18 protein-coding genes are annotated in these 14824 nt (G+C 57.3%); 12 read left to right on the top strand and 6 right to left on the bottom strand.

What is annotated here, in order from left to right; translation table 11 throughout:
• Positions 1-50 precede the first annotated feature (50 nt).
• From AC2TAD_RS05945 to AC2TAD_RS05930, 4 genes are read left to right on the top strand one after another with little or no spacing between them, the layout of a single operon-like run.
• Positions 51-1178 carry an ABC transporter ATP-binding protein gene (locus tag AC2TAD_RS05945; protein WP_480866527.1) on the top strand — a complete coding sequence of 376 codons (1128 nt, stop codon included), beginning with the start codon at positions 51-53 and terminating at the stop codon, positions 1176-1178.
• Positions 1178-2068, top strand: a complete 891-nt coding sequence (locus tag AC2TAD_RS05940; RefSeq protein ID WP_353394120.1) for an ABC transporter permease subunit — start codon at positions 1178-1180, stop codon at positions 2066-2068. The genes AC2TAD_RS05945 and AC2TAD_RS05940 overlap by 1 nt, the downstream gene beginning before the upstream one ends.
• The gene (locus AC2TAD_RS05935; protein WP_170724572.1) at positions 2065-2883 is read left to right on the top strand and encodes an ABC transporter permease; all 819 of its coding nucleotides are present in this window, start codon (positions 2065-2067) and stop codon (positions 2881-2883) included. The genes AC2TAD_RS05940 and AC2TAD_RS05935 overlap by 4 nt, the downstream gene beginning before the upstream one ends.
• Entirely contained in the window at positions 2880-4181 is a 1302-nt protein-coding gene (locus AC2TAD_RS05930; protein WP_480866524.1) for an NAD(P)/FAD-dependent oxidoreductase, read from the top strand. The genes AC2TAD_RS05935 and AC2TAD_RS05930 overlap by 4 nt, the downstream gene beginning before the upstream one ends.
• A 5-nt stretch (positions 4182-4186) precedes the next feature.
• Here AC2TAD_RS05930 and AC2TAD_RS05925 read toward each other — a convergent pair whose 3' ends face one another.
• Genes AC2TAD_RS05925 through AC2TAD_RS05915 form a run of 3 tightly spaced genes read right to left on the bottom strand, consistent with a single transcriptional unit; the run spans position 4187 to position 6960 of the window.
• Positions 4187-5053, bottom strand: a complete 867-nt coding sequence (locus tag AC2TAD_RS05925) for a phosphotransferase family protein (protein ID WP_480866523.1) — start codon at positions 5051-5053, stop codon at positions 4187-4189.
• A gap of 54 nt (positions 5054-5107) precedes the next feature.
• Positions 5108-5773 (bottom strand): flagellar hook capping FlgD N-terminal domain-containing protein, encoded by a 666-nt coding sequence (locus AC2TAD_RS05920; RefSeq protein ID WP_480866522.1) that lies wholly within the window; start codon positions 5771-5773, stop codon positions 5108-5110.
• 2 nt (positions 5774-5775) lie between these two features.
• The gene (locus AC2TAD_RS05915; RefSeq protein ID WP_480866520.1) at positions 5776-6960 is read right to left on the bottom strand and encodes a flagellar hook-length control protein FliK; all 1185 of its coding nucleotides are present in this window, start codon (positions 6958-6960) and stop codon (positions 5776-5778) included.
• Positions 6961-7071: 111 nt separating this feature from the next.
• Between AC2TAD_RS05915 and AC2TAD_RS05910 the strand changes: the two genes are divergently transcribed.
• The 6 genes from AC2TAD_RS05910 to AC2TAD_RS05885 all read left to right on the top strand — a co-directional run bounded on the left by AC2TAD_RS05910 (position 7072) and on the right by AC2TAD_RS05885 (position 10758).
• A complete protein-coding gene (locus AC2TAD_RS05910; protein WP_480866518.1) occupies positions 7072-7353 on the top strand; it encodes a rod-binding protein in 282 nt (93 codons plus the stop codon).
• Positions 7337-7696 carry a flagellar export chaperone FlgN gene (locus AC2TAD_RS05905; RefSeq protein WP_170355421.1) on the top strand — a complete coding sequence of 120 codons (360 nt, stop codon included), beginning with the start codon at positions 7337-7339 and terminating at the stop codon, positions 7694-7696. Before AC2TAD_RS05910 ends, AC2TAD_RS05905 begins: the two co-directional genes overlap by 17 nt.
• A 209-nt stretch (positions 7697-7905) precedes the next feature.
• The gene (locus AC2TAD_RS05900; RefSeq protein ID WP_480866516.1) at positions 7906-9117 is read left to right on the top strand and encodes a flagellin N-terminal helical domain-containing protein; all 1212 of its coding nucleotides are present in this window, start codon (positions 7906-7908) and stop codon (positions 9115-9117) included.
• A 77-nt stretch (positions 9118-9194) separates the two neighbouring features.
• A complete protein-coding gene (gene flaF / locus AC2TAD_RS05895; protein ID WP_170754618.1) occupies positions 9195-9569 on the top strand; it encodes a flagellar biosynthesis regulator FlaF in 375 nt (124 codons plus the stop codon).
• Positions 9569-9970, top strand: coding sequence for a flagellar biosynthesis repressor FlbT (gene flbT / locus AC2TAD_RS05890; protein ID WP_170754617.1), 402 nt, complete (start codon positions 9569-9571; stop codon positions 9968-9970). Before flaF ends, flbT begins: the two co-directional genes overlap by 1 nt.
• Positions 9967-10758: a DUF1217 domain-containing protein gene (locus tag AC2TAD_RS05885; RefSeq protein ID WP_170355417.1), complete on the top strand. Its 792-nt coding sequence runs from the start codon at positions 9967-9969 to the stop codon at positions 10756-10758. The genes flbT and AC2TAD_RS05885 overlap by 4 nt, the downstream gene beginning before the upstream one ends.
• Positions 10759-10815: 57 nt before the next feature.
• On the opposite strand, the gene AC2TAD_RS05880 is transcribed toward AC2TAD_RS05885, so the two are convergent.
• The 3 genes from AC2TAD_RS05880 to AC2TAD_RS05870 form a co-directional block, all read right to left on the bottom strand.
• Complete coding sequence (locus AC2TAD_RS05880; protein ID WP_480866513.1) at positions 10816-12387, bottom strand: DUF427 domain-containing protein; 1572 nt, start codon at positions 12385-12387, stop codon at positions 10816-10818.
• Positions 12388-12482: 95 nt separating this feature from the next.
• Positions 12483-13184 (bottom strand): winged helix-turn-helix domain-containing protein, encoded by a 702-nt coding sequence (locus AC2TAD_RS05875; RefSeq protein WP_170355415.1) that lies wholly within the window; start codon positions 13182-13184, stop codon positions 12483-12485.
• Entirely contained in the window at positions 13156-13443 is a 288-nt protein-coding gene (locus AC2TAD_RS05870; RefSeq protein ID WP_170355414.1) for a hypothetical protein, read from the bottom strand. The genes AC2TAD_RS05875 and AC2TAD_RS05870 overlap by 29 nt, the downstream gene beginning before the upstream one ends.
• A gap of 174 nt (positions 13444-13617) precedes the next feature.
• On the opposite strand from AC2TAD_RS05870, the gene AC2TAD_RS05865 reads away from it, so the two are divergent.
• Both AC2TAD_RS05865 and AC2TAD_RS05860 read left to right on the top strand, forming a co-directional pair.
• Positions 13618-14085, top strand: coding sequence for a hypothetical protein (locus AC2TAD_RS05865; RefSeq protein ID WP_170355413.1), 468 nt, complete (start codon positions 13618-13620; stop codon positions 14083-14085).
• Positions 14086-14195: 110 nt separating this feature from the next.
• Positions 14196-14813 carry a ribonuclease HII gene (locus AC2TAD_RS05860; protein WP_480866511.1) on the top strand — a complete coding sequence of 206 codons (618 nt, stop codon included), beginning with the start codon at positions 14196-14198 and terminating at the stop codon, positions 14811-14813.
• Positions 14814-14824: the final 11 nt, after the last annotated feature.

Here is a 14824-nt window from a genome sequence, read left to right as displayed (position 1 = left end):
CGGGTTTCCCGCCCTGCCGTTTTTCTCAAGATTGCCGAACGGGGGCTGTAGTGAACTCTGACGTCTTTGCGCCGTGGGAAGACCCACAGGCGAAACCCTTGATCCAATTCCAGAATGTCACCAAGCGGTTTGGAGACTTTACGGCAATCGACAACCTGTCTTTGGATATTTTCGAGAAAGAATTTTTCGCTCTGCTGGGGCCATCGGGCTGCGGCAAAACCACGATGATGCGGATGTTGGCGGGGTTCGAAACACCCACCGAGGGCCACATCATGTTGGGCGGTCAGGATATCGACCCGATCCCGCCGAATAAGCGGGCGGTAAACATGATGTTCCAGTCCTACGCCCTGTTTCCGCACTTAAGTATCTGGGAAAACATCGCCTTTGGCCTGCGCCGGGACAACATGCCCAAACGCGACCTTGAGGACAGAGTCGAAGAAATGCTGCGCCTGACCCGGCTGACGCAATTCGCTCGTCGTAAACCGCACCAGATCTCGGGCGGGCAGCGGCAGCGGGTCGCTTTAGCGCGGTCTTTGGCGAAAGCGCCAAAACTATTGCTGCTGGACGAACCGTTGGGCGCGCTGGACAAGAAGCTGCGGCAGGACACGCAGTTCGAACTTATGGATATTCAGGAAAAGACCGGCACCACCTTTGTCATCGTGACCCACGATCAGGAGGAAGCTATGACCGTGGCCAGCCGCGTGGCCGTGATGGATCAGGGACAGCTGATGCAGGTCGCCACGCCGGACCGGATTTATGAGAACCCCAACTCGGTCTATGTCGCCGACTTTATTGGCGACGTAAATATCATCGAAGGCCGCGCCACCGCCAATGGCGAAGGCACATATCAGATCGATTGGGCCGAAGGGCAGGCCCCGTTGACCGCGACCTCGGCCAATGGGTTCGCGCAGGGGCAGGCCTGTCATCTGGCGATCCGCCCCGAGAAGGTAACTATCTCGGCCGACCGCCCGGCGGACGCGATCAATGCGGTGCAGGGCAAGGTCCATGACATCGCCTATCTCGGTAACCTGTCCACCTATCACGTCGAATTGCCCAACGGCACGATCATCAAGGCGCAGACGGCCAATACCCGCCGTATCTCGCGTCGGTCCTTTACCTGGGAAGACCCGGTCTGGCTGTCCTGGACAGCAACGGCTGCGGTTCTGCTGGCCGACTGATGCGCCGCGCCTTTCTGATCGCCGTCCCCTATGTCTGGCTGCTGGCGCTGTTTCTGGTGCCGTTTTTTATCGTCCTGAAAATCTCGCTGTCGGATATCGAACTGGCGATCCCGCCTTACACGCCAACGCTGGACTTCTCGCAGGGCTGGTCAGGAATCAAAGAGTTCTTCAGCCAATTGGATTTCGAAAACTTCGTCTGGCTGACCGAGGATGACCTGTATTGGAAAGCCTACCTCTCTAGCGTCAAAATCGCGGTGATTTCCACGTTTTTCACGCTGCTGGTTGGCTATCCCATCGCTTATGGCATGGCCCGCGCGCCGGTTGAATGGCGGCCGACGCTGATGATGCTCGTGATCCTGCCCTTCTGGACCTCGTTCCTGATCCGCGTCTATGCGTGGATGGGCATCCTGTCGAACGAAGGCTATCTGAACCAGTTGCTGCTGTGGACAGGGCTGATCTCGACCCCGCTGACCATTCTGAACACCAACACTGCCGTCTATATCGGCATCGTCTACACCTATCTGCCGTTCATGATCTTGCCGATCTATTCGGCGCTGGAACGGATGGACGAATCCCTGATCGAGGCCGCCGAAGACCTTGGTTGTTCGCGGGTTCAGGCCTTTTGGCTTGTGACAATCCCGCTGTCGCGCCCCGGTATCATAGCAGGCTGTTTCCTTGTGATGATCCCGGTGATTGGCGAATTCGTCATTCCCTCGCTTCTGGGCGGGTCAGGCACGTTGATGATTGGCAAGGTTTTGTGGGAGGAGTTCTTCTCGAATCGCGACTGGCCGGTGGCGAGCGCCGTGGCGGTAGTGCTTCTGCTGATCCTTGTGATCCCAATCGTGCTGTTCCAGCGAAACCAGCAGAAACAGACGGAGGCCGAGCAATGAACAGGCTAAGCTGGTTCAACGCGGTCTCGCTGACGCTGGGATTTGCGTTCCTCTATATCCCGATGATCATCCTGATCATCTTTTCCTTTAACGAAAGCAAGCTGGTCACCGTTTGGGCTGGCTTCTCGACCAAATGGTATGGTGAGCTGGTCCAGAACGAGGCGTTTCTTGATGCGGCATGGGTGACAGTCCGGGTGGCTGTGTTCTCGTCTACGCTGGCGACCATTCTGGGCACCGCCGCCGCCTATGTGCTGGTGCGCGGGGGGCGTTTCTTCGGTCGAACGCTGTTCTCCGGTATGATCTACGCCCCGCTGGTGATGCCCGAAGTGATCACCGGCCTGTCATTGCTGCTATTGTTCATAGGCATCGGGCTGGATCGCGGTATCCTGACCATCGTTCTGGCGCATACGACCTTTTCGATGTGTTTCGTATCGGTCGTTGTCTCGTCGCGCTTGGTCACGTTCGATCAGTCGCTGGAAGAGGCTGCTCTGGACCTGGGTTGTTCGCCCGCGCAAGCGTTTCGCCTAGTGACACTGCCGATCATTGCGCCTGCCGTGATTTCCGGCTGGTTGCTGGCCTTTACCCTGTCGCTGGATGATCTGGTGATTGCGTCCTTTACCTCGGGGCCGTCGGCCACAACCCTGCCGATCAAGATCTTCTCGGCAGTCAGGCTGGGTGTCAGCCCCGAGATCAACGCGCTGTCAACGTTGATGATCGCCGTCGTGACAGTGGGCGTCATTACCGCGTCGCTGGTGACAAAACGCGCCATGATGCGACAAAAGCAGGATGAAATGGCCGCGGCGCGTACCGAATGAAACGGCTGTTCCCGGACTACACTTATGGCCCCGGACCCCGGGAAGGATGCTGGTGGGATGAAACCATTCCCAGCCTGAATTGGCCGGAAATGAAAGGAGACCTGACGGTTGATGTCGCGGTTGTGGGTGGTGGGTTCACGGGCCTTTCCGCGGCGCTACATTTGGCGCAAGCGGGTACGTCTGTTGCTGTGCTTGAGGCCGAGACGCCCGGCTGGGGCGCGTCCGGGCGAAACGGTGGGTTCTGCTGTCTGGGTGGTTCAAAACTCAGCCCGAAGGCAATGTCCCGCAGGTTCGGAGCTTCTGCTGCGCGTGAATACGGACAAGCCGAAGCGGACGCCGTTCATCTCGTGGCTGGTCTCCTAAGGGACCATCGGATTGAGGCGGATGTCCATTCGAAAGGAGAAACCCAGCTGGCGCACAATGCGCGGGCCATGTCAGCCCTTAGGAAAGGTGCGGATTCGACCGGAGTTTTGCACGAAGCCAAGGACTTGCCCGGTCTCGGTTTTGGTGGCGCGTTTCATGGCGGGTATACGAACCCTGTGGGATTTGGCCTGAATCCCCGGAAATACTTGTTCGGACTGGCCGAAGCGGCGCAGCGAAATGGTGCAAAACTGTTTCAGAAAAGCGCCGTTCAGACACTGCAAAAGATCGCTCAGGGTTTTGAGGTCACAACACCTGTAGGGAAAGTGCGTGCATCAAATGTCCTGATTTGCACCAATGGGTATTCCAGCGAGGATGTGCCGAACTGGATGTCCGGGCGCTACATGCCCGCCCAGTCCACGGTACTGGTGACTCGTCCCTTGACCAATCACGAGTTGGCGGCGCAAGGCTGGACCACGGATCAGATGTCTTATGACACGCGGCACCTGCTGCATTATTTCCGGCTGATGCCCGACCGGCGGTTCCTGTTTGGAATGCGCGGCGGGCTGCGATCCTCACCCCGAGCTGAGGCCGCGATTCGCCATAAGGTTCAACGTGACTTCACACAGACGTTCCCGGAATGGAGCGCAGTGGATATCACCCATATCTGGTCGGGAATGGTGTGTTTGACACGGGGGTTAACGCCCTATGTGGGGCCAGTTTCGGGCCAGCCTGGCATGTTTGCAGGGTTTGCGTTCCACGGCAACGGCGTCGCGATGGGGACTTATTGCGGGCGCGCACTTGCCCAGTTGGCCCTTGGTCAAGGCCCGCAGCTTCCCACTCCGATGACGCGCACTCCTCCCCGGTTTCCGCTGGGGCCCTGGCGGAGGGCACTGATGCCGCCCGCCTATTGGATGATGGGGCTTGCGGACATGTGACCCGGTCACTGTGACTCGAGTTCCAGTTCCAGACCCTTTGTATAGTCTTCGGCCCCGCGCTCGATACGCCACAGGCAATAGGCCGCCATGCGCCAGGCATACCAGGGACGCAACGCAAGATAGCGTGACGTTGTGGCCGGGTGATTATAGGCCGCCAAAAAGGCGTTTTCCTCATCGGGGGTCAGGGGCGCGCCGCGATAGACTTGTTGCATGGCAGGCGACAGGAACATGGCAAGGTCTTCGCAGGGGTCGCCCTGTGCGGGGCATTGCCAGTCGATCAAAGTCAATGCCGAACCGTCGACCAGAATATTGCCGGCCACCGGATCTCCATGGATCAAGCAGGTTTGGTGAGACGGCGGAACCGATGTCGTCGGGCGCATTCGGTTGAGGCGGGCCTTCATCGCGGACTCGCACCCGCTCAGAATGTTTAGCGTGTGAGCCTCCAAGTCGGTGCTTCCGTTGCACCCGGCTGGGGCCTGAACCGGGATCTTAAGGTCGTGTAAATCGCGCAGTAATGCACCGACAGCCTCTGGCCCGGTCGACCAGGGCGATCCCGGCGCATGGTCGTAGAATACCCAATGACCCTGCCCATGCGTCCCGGTGGTTCTCAAACGCGGCACAAAACCGGTCTGTTCCAATGCGCGCAGACACCGCGCCTCAAGTTCGGGATCATTGCGAAACAGGGGATTGCACGGATTGGCACGGTAGAGCTTTAGGACCTTGTCACCATCTCCGCCGAGCACTTTCCACACCTGATTGGTGCGCCCGCCATACAAGGTGCGAAACTGCGCACCCGCTCCGATAAGCCCGGCGTCGCGCAGCCGGTTGACAAGGTCTTGTGGAGGAGGCGTCTGGTCAGGCAGCGGGATCACCGTTTGAAAAACGAGTCGAGGGTTGCAAACCTTTGGCCTGTCTCGCCTCTTAGATCAAGCGCCCGCTCTGGCTGCAGTCACGTCTCCAACCGGCACAACCTGCCCGCTTTCCAAGGTCAGAAGGACAGCACCCTCTCCAATTTGTGCTTCCACCACCCGGTTGTAGACCGCGGCCAGCTGCTGTGACACAAGCTCTTCGCCGTCATAGCTTTCCAAAGTGGCCGAATAAGTGCCGGTTGGCAGGGGCGTGCCGGTACCGTCTGTGCCTGCCCATTCGAACTCTGCCTGATCGGTCGGAACGGGGATGCGGTCGATCACTGCCCCGTCCTTGTCGCGGATGACCGTGACGGCGCTGTCCGCCGCCGCGCTGGCCTGCGCAAGCAAAGTAACGGGCTGGCCATCAAAGCGGAACGCGGCCGGTGACCGGACTTCCATCCCGACCCAGCTGGCAAGCTCGCCCATATCCACGTTGCCCATCGACAAGGCCAGACCAGTCAGAAGGTCGTTGGTCTGGACCTGTTGCTCGACCATCGAAAACTGCGCCAGTTGCGAGGCGTATTCCGTCGAGTCCAACGGCTCAAGAGGGTCCTGATTCTTTGCTTGAGCCGTAAGCATCAGCAAGAAGGTTTCAAAATCCGAGGCCAGCCCGGATGAAACCGAAGGTGCGGTGGTCTGTGCCGTGTTACCGGGTTGAGTTGCAGATTGAATAGGAGTGATCATTGTTAAAGCCTTATGTCGATGCGCCCTAGGGTGCCAATTATTGGTCGGGCCGAAGGGTCTGGTTGCGCTTGGGTCGCGTGTTCGGGTTCTGATGCCGCAGTGTGCGCGTCGTTCTGTTCGTCCGATCCCGTGTCAGACGAAGTCCCGAGATCGAAAGACAAATCCCCCAGTCCAAGGGACTTGAACTCGGCCTCCAGCAACGAGATGTGCCGCCGCATCATGTCCAGTGTTTCGGGGCGTTCGGTGGCGATCGTCAGATGCAGCCCATCGTCGCGGCCATTCATGACGATCGAAACACGCCCCAGTTCTTCGGGGTTAAGAGCGATTTCGATCATACCTGATTGCGGGCGCGCGTGGATTGCCGCAGCCATTTGACCCGCGACGGCGCGGGCCGTCTCGGCGCGGGCAGATGCGGTTAAAGCTTGCGCGGCTGCCAACGTATCTCGGGCTGAGGATGTGGGTGATACATCTTTGAAAGCCGAGATTTCGTCTAATTCGGGTGTGGCAGAAACGTCGGGGACAACAGGGTTTTTTTCTGTCGCCATGATCTGCATTTGAACAAGGCTGGTTGCTGTATTGATTGACGTGCGTGGCTGCGCGGCCGGAGCGTCCTGAACTGGCTCGACCAGATTCGGATCGGCTGCATTTTCTGACAGAACCGGTGCCGGCGGTTTGGACGTTTGAGTTGCTTGGGCCAGTGATGTCGAATTCACCGCCCGATGAACGTCAGGCGCTACGGGCACGGGAGTCTTGGTCGGTGAAACATGCGGTAGATCAGACGCGACACGGCCGGAATGTTGGATTGGTTTATCCGACTTGACGATGATGGCAGCCGCCGCCTCGCCCCTGACCGCCGGTTTATCCGGCGCTAGTGCATTCCCAAAAACTAGAATGGCGCGATCTGGTCGGACCTCAGGATTGCCATTGGCCAACGAGGTTGATTGGTCAGTTGGCAAAGGCTCAGCATCTGTAGGTTCGTCGCTGATGGGCAGCTCATGTTGTACCGCCTCAGCCTCTGGCGCCGGAACATCCGGCGTTTCGTCATCATCGGTGGTTGTTTCTGTTTGCTCGTCCAGAACGGATTGAAACGAACCCGCCTCTTTCTGTTCAGGCTGTTCCTGCGCGTTCTGGTTGCCTTTTGCATGGGTGGTCGGCGCTGACATCGCCGCTGTAAGAGGGTTGGGCATTTTGCTCCGACTCCGGTTGTGTGACCCGAAATCTGCCTGCAGGAAGTTACGTTTATTTTAACCGCTTTCGCCTTTGATCAAGAAAGTTCGACGTAAATTTCGGAGAAAACAATGCAGATCTCTGCGATCTTACCTACGCATCAAACACCCACCACATCCGACAGGCTGCGCTCTGCCGCGGTCGAGATTGAGGCAGCGTTTCTTTCGGAAATGCTCAAGTCGGCAGGGTTGGGTGAAGCGCGCAAAGCCTTTGGTGGCGGTGCGGGCGAAGACCAGTTCTCATCTTTTCTTGTTCAGCACCAAGCACGCCAGTTGGCCGAATCCGGTGGCGTTGGTCTTTCAGAAATTCTTTTGCGGTCCATGATGGAGAAAACCAATGCCGACAAAATCTGAACCTGATCTGGTGCAGTCTCTTGAAGAGGTTTTGGATCTGGAGCGCTCTGCTCTGATCGAAGGTGATCTGGATCGCCTTAATCATATGGTCCCTGCAAAGGAAAAACTGATTGGGGCGATCAACGAACTGGATGTGTTCGACAGCGAGGATTTGATTCGCGTGCAAAAAAAGGTCGAGCGGAACCAGGCACTACTGAACAGCGCGGCGGATGGGATTCGCGCTGTGGCCGCGCGCATGGCCGAACTGCGCCGGGTGCGTCAGGAATTCAGCACTTACGGGGCTGATGGGCAACGCAATGGCTTCGCGGTGCGTAGTCACCCGAAACTGGAAAAACGGGCCTAGATGTCGGTTTGATTCAAATCCGAATTTTTCCGCGTTTGGGTTTTAGCACTCCGTTAGGGGATCGGCGGCAAAGGTGGTCGGGCATCTGAAACAGCAGGTGGCGCGAACAGCCCGACGGCGGATCGCAATGATCAGAAAGACGTTAAAGCCCGCATGTGGTGCGGGGTTAGCACGGGCGCAAAGGGCCCATACGAAAAAAGGAAGAAGCTATGTCCAGCATTCTGACCAACAATGGCGCAATGGTTGCGCTGCAGACCCTGAAATCGGTCAACAAGAACCTGGCGATGACCCAGAACGCGATCTCGACCGGTAAAGATGTTGCTACGGCCAAAGACAACTCGGCTGTGTGGGCAATCTCGAAAGTCATGGAATCCGACGTCAAAGGGTTCAACGCGATCAAAGACAGCCTCGCCTTGGGTGAGTCCACTGTCGCGGTGGCGCGGAACGCATCGGAAACCGTGACTGACCTGCTGAACCAGATGAAAGGCAAGATCGTCGCGGCGCAGGAAGACAACGTGGATCGCGGCAAGATCAACGACGACGTGACCGCGCTGCGCGATCAGATCACCGCTGTTGTCGGAGCGGCCCAGTTCAACGGGCTTAACCTGGTTAACGGGTCGGCTGGTTCAGCTTCTATTCTGGCTTCGCTGGATCGTGACGCGACGGGCGCTGTTACGGCTTCTTCCATTACCGTCACGGGGCAGGATCTGTCGGTTGGGGGTTATACGGCCAATGACATTTTCTCGGGCAGCTCAGCGGGTGCCTCGGCCAACGGTGACACTGTCGCGATCGCGCTGGACAATGGTGGCGGTAACGAACAGATTGAAATCGCCGAAAACGCCGCCGCCTTTGCGGCCGGAGACAGCGTTAGCCTTACTGTTGGCGACAAGACCGTGTCCTATACCGTGACCGCTGATGATGCTGCAGCGACAACAACGGCTGACATCGTTGCCATTGCTTTGAAAGGCAAAGTAGACGAGTTGGGTGTCGCCGGTTTGACCGTGGATTATGACAGCGGCACGCCAGGTACACTCGATTTCACCAATGCCGGTGGCAATGACCTGACTGTCAGTGGTCAGTTCGCCAATGCTGGTTCTGGTGGTCTGGGTGCTTTGTCTTCGATTGATGTGTCCACCGGTGCCGGTGCCACCGCCGCTCTGGGCACGATTGAGACATTGATCGACACGGCTATTGATGCCTCGGCGGCCTTCGGTTCGTCGCAGGGCCGGATCGAAACCCAGAAAGAGTTCATTTCGAACCTGGCGGACTCGTTCAAATCCGGTATCGGTTCGCTGGTTGACGCCGACATGGAAGAGACCTCGGCCCGTCTGCAGGCCCTGCAGGTGCAACAGCAGCTGGCCACCCAGTCGCTGTCGATCGCCAATCAGGCACCACAGTCAATCCTGCCGCTGTTCCGTTAAGTTCAGGAACCTGGACGGGGCGTGGTTTCGCGCCCCGTCCCTGATCGCCCGCAGACGGCCTATTGGAAGGATTTCAAGTGACTCCGCAAACTCTTGCACAGCGTGCGTATGCACAAACCGCCGCCCCGACCCGCACACCGCGAGACACCGAGTATGAGGCGATTTCAAAGATCACACATCGCCTTAAGGCAGCGGCTGCGCGCCAGAAATCGGATTTTGGGGCATTCGTTCACGCGTTGCACGAAAACCGCCGCCTGTGGACGGTACTGGCCAGTGGTGTCACAGATTCCGACAACGCGCTACCAAACGAGCTGCGCGCCCGGATTTTCTATCTGGCCGAGTTTACCGAACAACACAGCAGCCAGGTTCTGGGCAACAAGGCAAGTGTTGAGCCATTGCTCGAGATCAATATGGCCGTACTGCGTGGTCTCCGTCAGAGGGGGACTGCCTGATGGGAGGACTTGTTCTAAAACTCGCCCCGAAAGAGAGAGTGTTAATCAATGGGGTAGTCGTTGAAAATGGCGATCGTCGAAGCCGATTTTCGATCATGACCCCACAGGCGAATGTGTTGCGTTTGCGCGATGCAATTCACCCGAATGAGGTCAATACACCTGTCCGCCGTGTTTGCTATGCCGCCCAGCTTGTCCTGTCGGGCGATATGGAGCCGGGAGACGCCCGCCAACAGCTGTTGCGCCGGGTTGAGGAACTGAGCCAGGTGTTTACCGACGCAGATAGTCGCAAGGTTCTGGCTGAAGCAACCGAAGCGCTACTGACCGAGCAGTATTACAAATGTCTCAAATCCTTGCGTGCGCTGTTGCCGCGTGAGGAACGGTTGATGGCCTATCAGCAATGACATTCCAGCCGGTCATTCCCACTGGCGGCATTGTTGGCTGGCGTTTTCTGCAGCGCACTTATGACGCGCAGATCGAGAGCTTTGCATCGTCTGCCGTCAATGAGCGTGAGTCGCAATACTTCTTGGACAACATTGGCAAAGTGCAAACCGCCGAGGATCTGGTTTCAGACCGACGGTTGCTTCAGGTTGCATTGGGTGCGTTTGGACTGGAGGGTGATATCAATAATCGCTACTTCATCCAGAAGATATTGTCGGACGGCACCAGCGCGGATGACGCCTTGTCCAATCGGCTGGCAGATGGCCGGTACCGAGAGTTTTCCGAAGCTTTTGGTTTGGGCCCAGGTGAAATTCGACGCACTGGCCTGGTCACGTTCATGGAAGACATTGCGCGCGACAATGTTGTCTCGCGGTTCGAAGTTGCCGTTGGAGAACGCGACGATACGATGCGTATTTCGCTCTATGCGCGCCATGCTTTGGCTGATCTCGCGGCGGAAGACACAAGCGCGGATACGAAATGGTTTGATCTGATGGGTTTGCCTCCGTTGCGCAGCATGATGGAAACAGCGCTTGGTTTGCCGTCCAGTTTCGCGCAACTCGACCTGGACCGGCAGTTAGAGGTGTTCAAAGACCGGCTGTCTCGTGCAACAGGATCAGAAGATCTGAGCCAGTTCACTGACGAATCTGCAATCGACCAATTGACGGACAGGTACTTGGCTCGAAGTCAGATTTCCCAGCTGCAAAGCACGATCTCGCCAGCGCAAACAGCCCTGATCCTGCTGGGTGGTTAGCCGTTGGCGTCACGCCAGCAGGATTAATCGAAACCCGTTCAAACAGGAACTGTGGTTTCAGCCGTTCAGGACGGCGTCAGCAGCCGTTCGCAGCGCATAGGACTCGACCGGTTTCGACACATTGTGAAGCTTAACATCACCCAGTGGGATAGCGTCGGCACATGCGGGAACAATATCGGCCGAAACCACGATCCGGTGATTGACTGTTTTGCCATACTCCCCAAGGCGTGCAGCAATATTGGCGGCTTGGCCGACCACTGTAAAATCCAGCCGTTCACGCGACCCGACATTGCCGTAAGTCACGCGCCCAAAGGCCACGCCGATCGAACAATCACAATGAATGTCTGATCCCGATTGACGCAACTCGCCCAGCTTTTCGACTATTTGCACAGCCGTTTTCTGCGCATTGTCACGTGCCGACTGGGCATCTTCCCCGGCGGGGAAGACAGCCAGAACCGCGTCTCCGATGAATTTCAGGACTTCACCTGCGTTCTCATGGACGATGTTTGAGACGGTTTCGAAGAAATCATTCAGAAGACTGATGTAGGTTTCCCGCCCCAACCGTTCTTCAAGGCTGGTCGAGTTGCGCAGATCACAGAACATGATCGCCGCATCAATCTCGTCCCCGTCACCCCGCCGGATTTCACCGCCCAGCACTCGCGCGCCCGAGCGTTTGCCCACATAGGTTTCCAGAAGGACCTGCGCGTTTTCCCGCTGCATGAACACCTCGTAGAACCGCGCGATGACCGAGGAGCATTCGAATACCAGCCCCAGATTCTCGGTGGTGAAGCCATCCGGATGGTCGCAGGTCAGCGTTATGACATTGGTGCGCCCGTCAGAAAACGGCAGCGGCATGGCGACGTAATCGGTCGCACCTTTGGCGCGCAGATCCTCAATAATGGGAAAGCTATTGTGCGGGTTCTCATCATTCAGGCGTTGTCGTACACCGCCCAACCCATTGGAAACATGGCGCAGTGGGCTGTTGATGTAAGCGGGATGATCATGGATTTCGTAGGTCGGCACATTGGTCGAAATCTCGTCTTTGTCCTTTTCCCAGATGTAGTGTTTGCCTGCGATCAAAGGGTGCAGTGACCAGACAAGAATACTCAGCCGCTGAATTGCGATCCCGTGTTCCAGCATCTTTTCTGCCAGCGCCTTGGTAAACTCCTCGGACGTCTTGATGTCCGAGGCCCCCCGCATCAACCAGTCGATCAGCGGGCCGCTGATATTGCCGTCATCTGGCGTCTTGAGCCGGTTATCGCCCAAATCCATCCGATCATAAGCGGTTGATGCAAACCCTATATGGCCCTGAATGATCTTGCTTTCAGGCAGGGCATCTTCGTAAGCCCAGACTGAGCTTGCCAAGGTTTCACCCGGCAGCAACACGTCCTGATAGGTGGCGGTGCCTTTGAACGGGCAGAAGGTTTGCAGATCGGTTTCAGCGCTCAGGTCGATCAGAACATCCTGGCGCGGGATATAGATCATCGGCGGCAACCGTGTTTCGTACATCACCTTGGCGTCTGCGCTTTGCGCCAGCAGGATGTCACCCCGGTATACCGAGACCAAGCCATTCAATCGTTCGACAGTGATTCCATAGCCACTGGACTGTGGTGCTGCGTGGACGTTCATAGGTAACCTCCTTGGCACAGGTTCCTAAAGGATGGGGCTTTTGCGCAGTTATTCCAAGGGGCGCGGTGCATTTTTCGAGAGCGTGAACCGCGCAATCAAACCATCTGAATGACGTCTTTCTCGATGGACAGCATGTACCCTTTTTTGGCGATGTTCTTGACCAGCAACTCGCTGACCATCTGATTGCCCAACGCATCCCGCAACCGTTTGATCCGTGTCGCGCCCGCGGCCTCGTCGCAATCGGCAGCATCCTTGCCTGAAATCACAGCCTCAATCTGAGCGCCTGACAGCATCTCGTCATCCAGCCGGGATTCAGCCAGAACAGACAAGGTCTCCATCGCGGCAGGGGTCAGTTTGAAATCCATGTTGTTGAGGTAAACAGTGTTTTCTTCGCGGCTGATCAAAAGGGACGTAACTTGTATACCCGTACGTTCGATCTGGGCCATGCGCCGGTTCAGCAAAACCAACATGACCAGAAACACAAGCGCGGTGACCAGCATCGCGCTGGCGAACACCAACAACACGAAAATCACCATCCGATAGCTTGAGAGCGTATCCGCAAACGCCGTGCCCGATTGGGCCAGAATCTCGAGCAGCCGGATTTCGGTCTGCGCGGTCAGATCGCTTTCGACAAACAATCGTTCGACGCGGGCGTTAAAGGCGTTTGCGTCGGGCAGAGTCCAGAATAGGAAGATGGCGGCCGTCACCAGAATCAATACGATTGCTGCAATTCCTGCGCCGACCAGACGTACTCCGGATCGTCGGGCCTCAGTAACGGAGATAGAATTGTCCGGCATTTGCCTTCCTTTTACCCAGCCCTTCCGGCCCAAACACCGACATCACGTTCAGCAAGGTCCAGCCCGACCCGCGCAGCCGTTGCGACACTTCTTGGGTCGCCTTGCCCTTGTCGCAGGCCGACAGTTGCATCACCCCGTAGTGCAGGCGCAGGGGGTTGTCCTGTTTTGCCTTGTAATCGGCATAACAATCCGCCGCTGCCACAGAGCTTGCGACCGATATCAGGGCCAGAACAGCCAAGAAAGATAGGATCTGTTTCATAGGCCGCATCCTGCGCATGGCTTGGCCTGATATTCAATAACCCAAGGGGTTTTGGTGTCCTGATATTCGATAACATTTGCCCGTTATTGCTTGTCTGAGGGGGGCGTCCTCATTGTCGGTGCAACGAATTCGCGATCGTTCACGGATCGCCCCAGCACTAAAAGGACAAGCACCATGCATCGGAAATTCATCGCCCTGATCGTAGCAACTGCCATCACCATAACAGGTGTTTCAGTGTCGCAGGCGCGGGCCGCAGATGCCAAGGACATTCTGGGTGGCCTAGCCGCCATCGCGATCATTGGCGCCGGCGTGCACTACTACAACAAAGAAAAAGACAAAGACCGTGACCGTCGTCATCGTTCGCACGTTCAGACACCCAAGCCGGTTCACCCACATCACCCGGTTCGCCCGCTGCCCCACCGCGTGGCCAAGTATGATCTGCCGAAACACTGCCTGCGGACGTACGAACGTTACTCGCCTCAACATGCGCTTTTGGGGCCGCGTTGTCTGAAAAAGTATTACAAATACACCAATAGCCTGCCGCAAGAGTGCAAAGTCGGTTTCTGGAATGGCAAAAAGGTCAAGCGCGCCTACGAGCCCGCCTGCCTGCGCCATCATGGGTACCGCGTGGTTTACCAGTAACCGTTTTCGAGCAGGAGCGGCGCCACAGAAGCGCCGTGCAGGAGAGGGTGGCGCAAGCTGCCCTCTCTTTTTTGTTGCGGACGGTGGCGAAACACGGTTTGCCAGAAAGGATGACGACTCCGAATTATGACATCGAACAATCAGCCAAAGCCCATGGGTATGTGCGGATCGCGGGCGTGGATGAGGTGGGTAGGGGCCCCTTGGCCGGACCCGTGGTTGCTGCTGCAGTGATTCTGAACCCTGGGGACATTCCGCAGGGGCTGAACGATTCCAAGAAGCTGACCGACAAGCGTCGCGCTGCGTTGGATACTTCAATACGTGAACGGGCCGAGTTTGCGGTGGCCCAGGCCACAGTTGCCGAGATTGATACACACAACATCTTGCGCGCCTCGCATATCGCGATGGAGCGCGCAGTGGCCGCCTTGGACCCGCCCCCGGATTATGTGCTGATCGACGGCAACATGATTCCGCGCGGTTTGTCGATCCCGGCGCAGGCGGTGGTCAAGGGGGATGGGCGGTCGGTCTCAATTGCAGCGGCATCGATCCTTGCGAAAAACTGGCGCGATCAGGCGATGGTGGATTTGGCGCAACAGCATCCCGGCTACGGGTGGGAGTCGAATGCAGGCTATCCGACAAAAATGCATCGCGAAGCGTTGCGAAATCTTGGTGTTACCCCACACCATAGACGTTCGTTCAAACCGGTCCACAATATCTTGTATCAAGAGTAAATCGTAAGCTG

It is taken from the genome of Ruegeria sp. HKCCD7628 (assembly GCF_057221005.1).
The sequence above is the reverse complement of the archived record's forward strand: the minus strand, read 5'-3'. Positions and strand labels throughout refer to the sequence as shown.

What these genes read in the sequence shown, in the direction of transcription:
- AC2TAD_RS05920 (WP_480866522.1), bottom strand. Translation starts at nt 5,773, where the DNA reads ATGATCACTCCTATTCAATCTGCAACTCAACCCGGTAACACGGCACAG.
- flbT (WP_170754617.1), top strand. Translation starts at nt 9,569, where the DNA reads ATGGGAGGACTTGTTCTAAAACTCGCCCCGAAAGAGAGAGTGTTAATC.
- AC2TAD_RS05900 (WP_480866516.1), top strand. Translation starts at nt 7,906, where the DNA reads ATGTCCAGCATTCTGACCAACAATGGCGCAATGGTTGCGCTGCAGACC.
- AC2TAD_RS05905 (WP_170355421.1), top strand. Translation starts at nt 7,337, where the DNA reads ATGCCGACAAAATCTGAACCTGATCTGGTGCAGTCTCTTGAAGAGGTT.
- AC2TAD_RS05875 (WP_170355415.1), bottom strand. Translation starts at nt 13,184, where the DNA reads ATGCCGGACAATTCTATCTCCGTTACTGAGGCCCGACGATCCGGAGTA.
- AC2TAD_RS05915 (WP_480866520.1), bottom strand. Translation starts at nt 6,960, where the DNA reads ATGCCCAACCCTCTTACAGCGGCGATGTCAGCGCCGACCACCCATGCA.
- AC2TAD_RS05940 (WP_353394120.1), top strand. Translation starts at nt 1,178, where the DNA reads ATGCGCCGCGCCTTTCTGATCGCCGTCCCCTATGTCTGGCTGCTGGCG.
- AC2TAD_RS05910 (WP_480866518.1), top strand. Translation starts at nt 7,072, where the DNA reads ATGCAGATCTCTGCGATCTTACCTACGCATCAAACACCCACCACATCC.
- AC2TAD_RS05860 (WP_480866511.1), top strand. Translation starts at nt 14,196, where the DNA reads ATGACGACTCCGAATTATGACATCGAACAATCAGCCAAAGCCCATGGG.
- AC2TAD_RS05935 (WP_170724572.1), top strand. Translation starts at nt 2,065, where the DNA reads ATGAACAGGCTAAGCTGGTTCAACGCGGTCTCGCTGACGCTGGGATTT.
- AC2TAD_RS05885 (WP_170355417.1), top strand. Translation starts at nt 9,967, where the DNA reads ATGACATTCCAGCCGGTCATTCCCACTGGCGGCATTGTTGGCTGGCGT.
- AC2TAD_RS05880 (WP_480866513.1), bottom strand. Translation starts at nt 12,387, where the DNA reads ATGAACGTCCACGCAGCACCACAGTCCAGTGGCTATGGAATCACTGTC.
- AC2TAD_RS05870 (WP_170355414.1), bottom strand. Translation starts at nt 13,443, where the DNA reads ATGAAACAGATCCTATCTTTCTTGGCTGTTCTGGCCCTGATATCGGTC.
- AC2TAD_RS05930 (WP_480866524.1), top strand. Translation starts at nt 2,880, where the DNA reads ATGAAACGGCTGTTCCCGGACTACACTTATGGCCCCGGACCCCGGGAA.
- AC2TAD_RS05865 (WP_170355413.1), top strand. Translation starts at nt 13,618, where the DNA reads ATGCATCGGAAATTCATCGCCCTGATCGTAGCAACTGCCATCACCATA.